This is a genomic window from Microbacterium sp. (assembly GCF_030149085.1).
Lineage (GTDB): Bacteria > Actinomycetota > Actinomycetes > Actinomycetales > Microbacteriaceae > Microbacterium.
On the sequence record NZ_JASBSF010000314.1, the window covers coordinates 1 to 10,009 of the forward strand.

Annotated in this window: 13 protein-coding genes and 1 pseudogene; 11 read left to right on the plus strand and 3 right to left on the minus strand. The window is 67.4% G+C overall.

The features are described from left to right. The 3 genes from Q1V87_RS12935 to Q1V87_RS12940 all read right to left on the minus strand — a co-directional run. Positions 1-513: transposase (locus Q1V87_RS12935; RefSeq protein ID WP_300593606.1), on the minus strand; the 513-nt coding region annotated here is incomplete at its 3' end. 226 nt (positions 514-739) lie between these two features. After that, the gene (locus tag Q1V87_RS16320) at positions 740-970 is read right to left on the minus strand and encodes a transposase family protein (protein ID WP_366945444.1); all 231 of its coding nucleotides are present in this window, start codon (positions 968-970) and stop codon (positions 740-742) included. A 19-nt stretch (positions 971-989) separates the two neighbouring features. Then, positions 990-1,913: a transposase gene (locus tag Q1V87_RS12940; protein WP_300593609.1), complete on the minus strand. Its 924-nt coding sequence runs from the start codon at positions 1,911-1,913 to the stop codon at positions 990-992. Between the two features lie 241 nt (positions 1,914-2,154). Here Q1V87_RS12940 and Q1V87_RS12945 point away from each other — a divergent pair, with 241 nt between their 5' ends. The 11 genes and pseudogenes from Q1V87_RS12945 to Q1V87_RS12995 form a co-directional block, all read left to right on the plus strand. Further along, positions 2,155-2,412, plus strand: a complete 258-nt coding sequence (locus Q1V87_RS12945) for a hypothetical protein (RefSeq protein ID WP_300593612.1) — start codon at positions 2,155-2,157, stop codon at positions 2,410-2,412. Between the two features lie 121 nt (positions 2,413-2,533). Continuing rightward, positions 2,534-3,838, plus strand: a pseudogene (locus Q1V87_RS12950) (UDP-glucose/GDP-mannose dehydrogenase family protein). A 265-nt stretch (positions 3,839-4,103) separates the two neighbouring features. After that, entirely contained in the window at positions 4,104-4,385 is a 282-nt protein-coding gene (locus tag Q1V87_RS12955; RefSeq protein ID WP_229382253.1) for a heat shock factor-binding 1 family protein, read from the plus strand. Positions 4,386-4,467: 82 nt separating this feature from the next. After that, the gene (locus tag Q1V87_RS12960) at positions 4,468-4,734 is read left to right on the plus strand and encodes a type II toxin-antitoxin system Phd/YefM family antitoxin (protein ID WP_300593615.1); all 267 of its coding nucleotides are present in this window, start codon (positions 4,468-4,470) and stop codon (positions 4,732-4,734) included. Beyond that, entirely contained in the window at positions 4,731-5,117 is a 387-nt protein-coding gene (locus tag Q1V87_RS12965) for a type II toxin-antitoxin system VapC family toxin (RefSeq protein WP_300593618.1), read from the plus strand. Before Q1V87_RS12960 ends, Q1V87_RS12965 begins: the two co-directional genes overlap by 4 nt. A 125-nt stretch (positions 5,118-5,242) precedes the next feature. Beyond that, a complete protein-coding gene (locus Q1V87_RS12970; RefSeq protein ID WP_300593621.1) occupies positions 5,243-5,512 on the plus strand; it encodes a hypothetical protein in 270 nt (89 codons plus the stop codon). Positions 5,513-5,573: 61 nt separating this feature from the next. Further along, positions 5,574-5,996, plus strand: coding sequence for a hypothetical protein (locus Q1V87_RS12975; RefSeq protein WP_195693012.1), 423 nt, complete (start codon positions 5,574-5,576; stop codon positions 5,994-5,996). Between the two features lie 288 nt (positions 5,997-6,284). Next, on the plus strand, positions 6,285-7,730 hold the full coding sequence (locus Q1V87_RS12980; protein ID WP_300593625.1) for an HNH endonuclease signature motif containing protein: 1,446 nt from the start codon (positions 6,285-6,287) through the stop codon (positions 7,728-7,730). Positions 7,731-7,845: 115 nt separating this feature from the next. Further along, positions 7,846-8,145 carry a helix-turn-helix domain-containing protein gene (locus tag Q1V87_RS12985; protein ID WP_300593628.1) on the plus strand — a complete coding sequence of 100 codons (300 nt, stop codon included), beginning with the start codon at positions 7,846-7,848 and terminating at the stop codon, positions 8,143-8,145. Then, entirely contained in the window at positions 8,142-9,359 is a 1,218-nt protein-coding gene (locus Q1V87_RS12990; RefSeq protein ID WP_300593632.1) for a type II toxin-antitoxin system HipA family toxin, read from the plus strand. Before Q1V87_RS12985 ends, Q1V87_RS12990 begins: the two co-directional genes overlap by 4 nt. A gap of 9 nt (positions 9,360-9,368) precedes the next feature. Beyond that, positions 9,369-10,009 (plus strand): nucleotide sugar dehydrogenase (locus tag Q1V87_RS12995; RefSeq protein ID WP_300593635.1); only part of this gene is annotated, 641 nt, incomplete at its 3' end.

A 10,009-nucleotide genomic window follows, 5' to 3' on the forward strand; every position in this document is an offset into this window, starting at 1 on the left:
GTGGATCACCTGTCGCTGTGGGCGGGTGCCGGCCAGCGCGAGCAGGGCCCGCAGCTGCTCCTTGGCGACGTATGCGCCCAGGATCTGCCAGCCGCCATCTCCTGTGTCCACCAACGCGTTCCACGTCCGTGCGAACGTCTCGGGCCGCAGCCGTTCGTGGCCGGTGAGCAGTCGGCGCCGGGCCCGCCAGGCCGGGTCGACCTTGCGGCCGCGGCGGCCTTCGTGTTCGCGGATCATGCGTTGGCGGACCGCGGTGACCGCGTCGTTGGCCAGGCGCACCAGGTGGAACCGGTCGGCGACCAGCGTCGCGTGCGGCAGCGCCTCGCGGACCGCCTTGGCGTAGGAGGCGGACAGGTCGATCGTCACGTGCGTGATGGCCTGCCGCCACGCAGTGGGCTGGTCGGCCAGCCACGCCGTGACGGCAGCGGCGGAGCGTCCCTCGACGTGGGCCAACAGCCCGCCGGTGCCGACCGCGTCGACGAACCCGGTGTGCCAGCGGTCGGCGGCCAGCACCCAGCGGCCGGTGCCGGCGTCCTGGCGCCAGATCGGCCTGCGCGGCGGGTCTCATCGATCCCGAGCACCCGCACCGCCGGCAGCGGCGCGGCGAGCGCCTCGGTGACGTGCTCGACGTAGGCGGCATGCACGGTGGCCCAGGCCGCGCCATAGTTCCCGGCGGCCTAGGCCACGCGCCGGCGCTGCTCGGCCACCGCGGCGCCCAGCTCGGCGCGCAGCCGGCGGGTCAACCGGGCCCGGGCCGGCACCGCGGCCACGGCCTCGGTGAACGACCCCCGAGGGCACCGAGACTAGCCTCGGCGCACCGCCACCTGCGCTTGTGCCACACAAGCCGTAAGGGCGTTGTCTCGTAAGGGATATCGCGCGGCCTGGTGCGCACGTGTTCCTTCACCGAGGACGACAGCCCCCCGCACGCCGGGCACGCCGACACGGTCGCATCGGCGGTGACCACGTGCACGATGCGGCCGCCGAACGCATCAACCTCGACCCGCTCGACGGCCAGACCGTCTAGACCGAGCAGACGCGACGCATCCGTCGAACCCGCGCGCGGAGGTCTTGTGCCCGTGCCGCGCCTCCGGATCGACGGTGGAGATCACCCGGTCCGGCGCCACCCGGCGGGCGATCCGGAACACCCCGTCGGCGTGCTCGTCCAGGTCCTGGCCGACCACGGTGGCCAGCAGCTGCCCGGCCTGGGTCACCGCCGGGTCCAGCTGGCGGCCATCCAGCACCGCCAGCGCCGCCCTGGCGTCCTTGGCCAGCGTGTCCACCAGCGCCTCCCGGGCGGCCGGATCCTCCCAGTCGCACACGGGTTTGCCGGCGTCGGCGTACTCATCGGCGCGGGCCAGCACCGCCCGCAACTCGGCCTGCAGGTCCGCCTCGGCCACCTTGAGCAACCCGCGGATCGCCGACCGCACCAGCGTGACGGTGTCCATCGTGGCCACCGCGTCGTACAACGGGGTCGAGTCCAACACCCGCCGGCGCCCGACCAGCCCGGCCTTGCGGGCCGCCTCCAAGGTCACCTGGAAGATCCGGTTCGGCCGCGCCGAACGCGCCAGCCGGGCCCGCATGTCCACCAGCACCGTGTGCACGAATCCCGGATAGTCAAAATCCAGCCCGCCGGCCGCGTACTTCCACCGCGCGTCGAACGCGAACCGGTCCACCGCCTCCCGGTCCGAGCACCCCTCGATCCGCTGCAGCACCATCACCACCGCCACGATCATCGGCGGCACACTGCGCCGGCCCACGTCGGTGAACAGGTCGGCGAACATCTCATCGGGGAACAACGAAAAGCACTCCCGATGCAACACCGCGTAGATCGAATCTGGCGCCACCCGGCCCTCGCAGAAGTTCGCCGTCGACCGCAACAGATCAGGCTGCCTCGGCGCCAACCCCAACGTCATCGATCACTCCCCGAACCCAGCGGCTACTGCCGCCATCCTCCAGGAATGATCTTGAAGGGCTGGTCAACGCCACGCGAAAAACACCAACGTCCTAGACCTTCTCCGTGAGGACCTGTTGCGCCGTCAACGCGGCGAACCGGCTGCTACAAGCCTGGGGCGGCCTGAGGACGAGCTCGTTGCCCACCTGACTCGCATCTTGCCTGCAACTTCGCAGCAAGGCACCGCAGCACCGTCTCGCCATGTGAACACGGTGCCGCCTGCGGAGATCGAGCGGCGTCGCCAAGCGGAGGCCGCGGTCGCGGACGTTCGCATCTCGGATCCAGCCAGTTTGGATGACGCGGAACTGGTGTCTGTCGTCAAGCGCCTCGAGGGCCTCGAGGCGGAGCTGTCGACGATCCGCAAACAGCTGTTCCACGTCCTGGATGCCCTGACCGCAGAGATAGAACGACGTGTCGCTGCCGGTCTCATGCCTACTGAGGCGGCAGAGAGCACAAGCTGAGCCTGCCAGGTTGCATCTGCAGCCCGCGAAGCGGGCTCCTCGCACCCGGGGGTTGGGTGGCTGGGTCGTTGACCGGCACACTGGCTCAGACGGGTGACATGGCCGGGGAGCAAACATGGCAGTGAAGGTCGGGGTCGTCGGGTGCGGCTACCTTGGTGCGGTACATGCCGCCTCGATGGCGGATCTGGGCCACACCGTTGTCGGCTACGATGTGGATGCCGACAAGATTGGCCTGCTCGAGAAGGCAGACTCCCCCTTCTTCGAGCCGGACTTCGACGAGCTGCTCGAGCGCACGCTGGCCACAGGCCGGCTCACCTTCACTACGGACCCTGATGAGCTGGCCGAACTCGACATCATCTTTGTCTGCGTTGGCACGCCGCAACGCAGGGGTGAGCTTGCCGCGGACACGACGTACGTCGACGCCGCAGTGCGGACGTTGGCGGCCCATGTGACCACTCCGGCGCTCATCGTCGGGAAGTCCACCGTCCCGGTCGGCACGGCTGCCCGGCTGGCCGACGTCCTCGCCGAAACGGCGCCGCATCTGGAGCTGGCGTGGAACCCGGAGTTCCTCCGCGAGGGCCACGCCGTCAAGGACACCCTCCACCCGGACCGGCTCGTGTTCGGCGTGCGTAGCGACCGCGGGGAGCGGCTGCTGCGCGAGGTGTACGCCACACCGATCTCAGAAGGATCACCGGTCGTCGTCACAGACTTCGCCACCGCGTAACTCGTGAAGGTGTCCGCAAACGCCTTCCTCGCCACGAAGATCTCCTTCATCAACGCCATGGCCGAGGTCTGCGAGGCCGCCGGAGGGGACGTCGTCGAGCTGGCCGACGCCATCGGCTACGACAACCGGATCGGCCGCAAGTTCCTCAACGCGGGGCTCGGCTTCGGTGGTGGATGCCTGCCAAAGGACATCCGGGCATTCATGGCTCGGGCCGGTGAGCTCGGCGCCGACCAGGCGCTGACGTTCCTGCGAGAAGTGGACGCCATCAACATGCGGCGCCGCTCCCGCATGGTGGACCTCGCCCGAGAGGCCTGCGGCGGGTCCCTGATCGGGCACAAGGTCGCCGTCCTCGGTGCGGCGTTCAAGCCGCACAGCGACGACATCCGCGACTCCCCTGCCCTCGACGTCGCCGTACGTCTGCACGGCCTGGGCGCGTGGGTGACGGTCACCGACCCCGAGGCGATCGCGAATGCTCAGGCGAAGCATCCGCAGCTCAACTACGTGGCCGATCGCGACGAGGCCCTGCGGTCGTCAGACGCGGTGGTTGTCGTGACCGAGTGGGACGAGTACCGCCGGCAGATGCCCCCAGAGCATGTCTCGACCCTCACCGAGGGCCGTGTCATCGTCGACGGACGCAACTGCCTGGATGCCGCCGCCTGGCGCGCCGCCGGCTGGACGTACTACGGCATGGGCCGCCCCTAGGACCGACTCTTCCGCAACGTCTCGGTGCGGTGCCGGGGCCGGATAGTGCTCCCACCGGCGCGTGCATTCATGAGGACAACACCTCGCTACGCACTGAAGTGGAGCTGCACGCCGAGCACATACTCCGCCGGTTTCTTCATGACGCTCGGTTCCTCCACAGCCACCGTTCATACGCTGCTATGCCGATGATCGCGATCCTGCGTTGACCGGATGGGTTGCCCTGGCAATCTGGGGGCACGGAGCGCATCATGGAAAGGTGACCATCGTGACGGAACCACAGGGCTGGGTGCTCATCGGACTCTTCACGACGATCATGCTCGGCGGCATGACGGTCATGACCACCTTGCTCATGCGGTCGATGACAGCATCCATCGACGGGCTGCGCGGCGAGATGAACGGACTACGTGGCGAGATGAACGGCCGCTTCGACGGCCTCCGCGGCGAGATGAACGGCCGTTTCGACGCAATGGCAACTCGCATCGACCACCTCGACCGCGATGTCGCCGCACTGAGCCGCCGAGTATGGGGAGAGCCCTCGGGAGAGTAAGCCCCTCGACCGTCGCCCGATTCACGTTTCGGTGTCTCGACCGCTGAGCCCCACTGTGCTACAGCGCGCTACACTGCTCGATATGGACACCGTGAGCCACCGAGAGCTTCGCAACCGCAGCGGCGAGATTCTGCGCCGGGTCGAAGCCGGCGAGACGGTGCAGATCAGCAACCGGGGCAAGGTCATTGCACTCGTCTCGCCCCTCACCCAGCGAAGCCTCGACACCCTCGTCTCTGAGGGCGGTGCGCGGGGGGCCATAGCACCCCTGTCGACGCTCTCAGGCATCCGTCGCACGGCATCTGCGCGTGGCACAGCCGAGATCATCCGCGACGCCCGAGGCAGCTGGTGACGGTCACATACCTCGACACCTCAGCCGCGATGAAGCTGCTGATCGACGAGGCAGAATCCGACGCGCTCGTGCGCGAACTCACCACCACGACACGAGACCTGGTCGCTTCGTGGCTCCTGCACACCGAGCTGCACTGCGCTGCGGGACGAAATCCCCGCATGATCGAGATCGACGCCATCACGACTGTGCTCGACGCGGTGACGCTGATCGACGTGACGCGCGGCGACCTTCTCTCGGCGGGCACGCATGCGCCATTGCGATCGAACGACGCGATTCACCTCGCGACTGCTCTTCGTGTCGGCGCCGACGAGGTGCTCACCTACGATGGCGAGCTCACGGCGGCAGCCAAGCGATCGGGGCTGCGCGTACTGGCGCCAGCGTAGAGCTTGTCTCTCCTCCCCAGCACCTCGCGCCAGGGCGTTTGCCACATACGATTGCGATTCCACCGTGCAAGGGCGAAGCGGTGGCATCCTGAATCGCGATACCGCACACTGGGAGGGTGACCGTCGTGACCGAACCGCAGAGCTGGGTGCTCATCGGCATCTTCGCGACCATCATGCTCGGCGGCCTCACACTGTCGACGAACCTCATCATGCGCGCGGTAACCGCGAGCATCTCCGGCGTTGAAGGACGAATCAACGGCCTTGACACCAAGATCGAGAGCCTGCGTGGAGAGATGAACGCGCGCTTCGACGCGATGGGTACCCGCATCGATCACCTCGACCAGGATGTCGCCGCGCTGAGCCGACGGGTGTGGGGAGAGCCCTCCGGGGAGTAGGCATCCGTCGCGATTCACCAGGGGTAACCCAGCGGCTGTAGCCGATTTCTACGCAATGCGTATGGCAACAATGCCCAGTCGCGTCGACCGTCGTCTTCATGACGACGCGCAACAGGCCGCCGCCCAGCACAGCCGCAGCACGGCCCAGCAAATCGACCACTGGGCGCGCATCGGCCAGCAGCTCGAAGCAGCCCGCCAGACCACCGACGATGCCGTCGAGCAGGTGCTCGCGGGCCGTCGCACCTACGACGCTCTGACCGAAGAGGCACAAGCCGTCGTGAGGGCGACCTGGGACGAACGAATCGAGCACACCGTCGCAGGCCTCGATTTCACGAGCGAACTCGAGAAGGCTGGCATCCCCTGGGCGGAAAGCGACGAGCCCGTGCGTCTCGTATCGCGTGAGGCGGGGCGGACACGATGTGCCAGAGGAGTCGATCCGGGCACGATACGAACGACTGTGGCGTCTGATCGCCCGGCCTCGTGAGATCGCCGACGAGGCCATCTTCTACGACAACTCCTGGGCTGCGACGCCATCTCGGGTCGCCGCACGATACCGCCGCGGATCGCTCACCGGCTCGACCGACTGGCCGGCACGGACGCCAACCGAACTCATGGACTGACGAGGCCGGGAATGGGTCTTAGTACCGTATTTTTGTTCTATGGAGTTTTCACACCACTCCCTGAAAACTCCCACAGAACCAGATTCTTGCGAGTTCTCCACATCTGCGGCCTTCGGCGCTTTGATGTCGGAGGTCAGTGTCATGATTAGTACATGTATTCGAACGGTGTGATTGAGTTCAGCGAGGCGCAGACCGCCGAGCTGACCGCGATCGTCGCTGCCGTTCAGCAGGCGGATGCCGCACTCGCCGCCGCCGAAGCCGCCCGTGTCCGCGCTCTCGCCCGCGCGGGCGAGTTGGCTCGTGAACTCGCGGCGGGCAAGCCTTCCCGGGTTCGTGAGCACGACATGGCGCTACGCAGCATCGCCGCCACCATCGGGGTTCCGGCACGTGTGTCCGACAGGTCGATGCAACGCCAGATCGGCGACGCCAGCGTGCTCGCCGAACGCTACCCCGGCACCCTCGAAGCCCGCGGCCGGGGTGAGATCACCCGCCAGCACGTCTACGCGATCCAGGATGCCGCCGCCGACCTCCCCGACGAAGCCGTCGCCGCGTTTGAAGCTGAAGCACTCGAGCGGTGCCGCCGCGACACCGTCGGTCGAGTCAAGGCAGAACTCGAGATCCTCGCCCAGCGGATGCATCCCCGCAGCTTCGCCGAACGCCACGCCTCCGCACGCGAAGACCGACGCATCACCACCGGCCGCCTGCCCGACGGGATGTCGGGACTCTACCTGGTCGGGCCCACCCCGCTGATCGCCGGTATCGACGACCGCCTGAACCAGGTGACCACCGGCATCATCGATGCCCGCACTGCCGCTATAGCTGCCGTCAATGCAGCAGGCGGCGCCCCGGTGGGCGACGACGACGCACGCATCCCCGCCCAGATTCTCGCGACCGACACGCGCACCCGAGCTCAGATCCGAGCTGATGTCGCCGTCGACCTCCTCCTGGCCGGATCCCCCGTCGCCGACCCCACCGCCATGGGCGACGGACCCGGCACACTCGGCGCGATTCGCGCGAAGATCCAGGTCGTCGTTCCAGCCCTCAGCCTCCTCAAGCCCGACGGCGACGAGAACGGCCACGCAGAGCCCGCTGACCTCGTCGGCTACTCCCCCATCGACGCCGAAACCGCCCGCGCCATCGCCGAAGCCTGCGACACCTGGTGGGAACGCCTCGTCACCCACCCCGTCACCGGTCAAGTGCTCCACACCAACGGCTACCAGCGCACCGCCGCGATCGACCGCCACCTGCGAGCCCGCGACCGGCACTGCCGGTTCCCCGGATGCCGCCTCCCCGCCATCCGCTGCGAAGTCGACCACACGATCGATCACGCGCTTGGCGGCAAGACAGATGTCTGCAACCTCGCACACCTCTGCCAACGACATCATTCGATGAAGCAATTCGCCGGCTGGACAGTCAGACAACTCGACGGCGGCATCCTCGAATGGACCTCACCGGTCGGAACCACCTACACCGACTACCCACCCACACCAGGGGTTCATTTCGCGCCCGATCCATACGACCCGGACGCTCCACCGCCCCCGGATGCCGCACCCGCCGACGCCTGCCACGCCACGGGCGCCTCCGACGCGCCGTTCTGACCTGCCGCGCCGATCCAGCCCGAGCGCGCCGCGCCGCCGCCGGCACCACCTCTATGATAGCTATTTCTTCCATATTGGCGTATTCTGGCACCTATAGCTATCACAGGTAGGAGTCATGGTTCAGAGATCGTCTCAGCGTCGACAGCGCGACCTTCGTGAGCTCGGCGACCACATCCGTCGGTGGCGAAAGATCAACGGTCTCACCGCCGTCCAGGTAGCAGAGCGCGCCGCCGTGACACGCGAGACGCTCCGCAACATCGAGACCGGCACGGGCTCACCACGACTCGACAGTTTCGTCGCAGTACTTTCGGCGCTCGGAATCACCAGCATCATGCTCGACGCGATCAACCCCTACACTCACCCGTCGGCACGAGCCCGAATGGATGACATCATCGGCAGCGGTGGCGAACTGTGAGACGTGAGATCGAGGTCTACAGCCACCACGGCGACACGCCGCAACGGGCCGGGGTGCTGCGACCCTCCTACACCGGACGCGTACTCGCAGGCGCGTCTTTCGAGTACGACCCCGACTTTCTCGTGGGCGGCTACGCGCTCTCACCAGACCTTCCCCTCACGCCCGGGCGGCTGTTCACTCCCGCGCACAACACGATGTTCGGCGCGCTCGCCGATGCTGCCCCCGATGAGTGGGGGCGCAAGATCATCGCCGCGTCCTCGAATGCGAACCCGCCGCGCGCGCTCAACGAGTTCGATTACCTGCTTGCGGTGTCGGATGCGACCCGCATGGGCGCTCTTCGGCTTCGCTCGTCGGACGGGCGATGGCTGAGCGACGACCCCGGCGTCGCGAACATCCACGACCTGCCGCGCATCCTCGACGCTGCTCACCGATACGACCAGCACCGTGCAAGCGACGAAGACCTTGCCTACCTGAACGACATCGCAACATCACCAGGGGGCGCGCGCCCGAAGGCGAACGTCAGGCTGCCGTCTGGGTCGCTCGCTATCGCGAAACTGCCCCACTCGAAGGATGGCACCATCGACGTCGAGCGGTGGGAGGCCGTGGCCCTGACTCTTGCGGCCAGTGCCGGCATCCGTGTGCCGCGGTTCACGGTGCACAACGACCGCGATCGCAAGGCAGTGCTGCTTCTCGAGAGGTTCGACCGCACCGCCGGCCAACGCATTCCCTACATGTCGGCGTTCACCGCGCTCGGCCTCGGTACGCACCACACGGGCACCGAGCTGACCTACGTGGACTTCGCTGACGTGATCGCCGACATCAGCGCGCATCCCCGCCAGGAACTTCACGAAATGTTCCGGCGCATCGCGCTGACTGTGCTGATCAGCAACGCCGACGACCACTGGCGCAACCACGGATTCCTCCGCGCAGAGCACGGGTGGCAGCTGTCACCGGTGTTCGATCTGAACCCGACCCTGTCGCGCACGATCTCATCTCGACGTATCAGTCACAGCGCGGATCCTGGCCAGCGTCGACTCTCTGATCTGATTGCCGCGGCCGATGCGTTCGAGCTCTCGGGGGCAGCAGCTCGCACCATCACCGACGAGATCATCTCTGTCGTGGCGACGTGGCCTGAGGTGGCCGACCGGGTCGGCATCTCACCTGAAGAGGCTGCCGTGATGAGCCGAGCCTTTCTTGCCACACGAACCGCCTAGGCTATCGGCGTGAAGCTCTCAGTCATCGGATGCGGATACCTCGGAGCCGTCCACGCGGCAGCCATGGCCTCGATCGGGCACGACGTCGTCGGCATCGACGTCGATGAGCGCAAGATCGACGCCCTCTCCCGTGGAGAAGCGCCATTCTTCGAGCCCGGGCTGCAAGACATCCTCACCGAAGGCATCGCCTCGGGGCGCCTCCGCTTCACGACCGACATGTCGGCCGCCCAGGGCGCCATCGTGCACTTCGTGGGAGTGGGCACGCCGCAGCAGAAAGACGGATACGCGGCCGACCTCACCTACGTCAACGCCGCGATCGACGCGCTGCTGCCCTACCTGAGCCCGGGCGATGTCGTCGCCGGAAAGTCCACCGTCCCGGTCGGCACCGCGGCAGGGCTCGCTCCCCGCGTCGAGGCCGCCGGCGCCACCCTCGTCTGGAACCCCGAGTTCCTGCGCGAAGGATGGGCCGTGAAAGACACGATCGACCCCGATCGGCTCGTTGTCGGCGTACCCGCGACGGATGCCGGAGCCGCCGCGGTCGACATCCTGAAGCAGGTCTACGCGCCGCCCGTCGAGAAGGGCACCCCCTTCCTCGTCACCGACCTGGCCACGGCCGAGCTCGTCAAGGTCGCCGCGAACGCCTTCCTCGC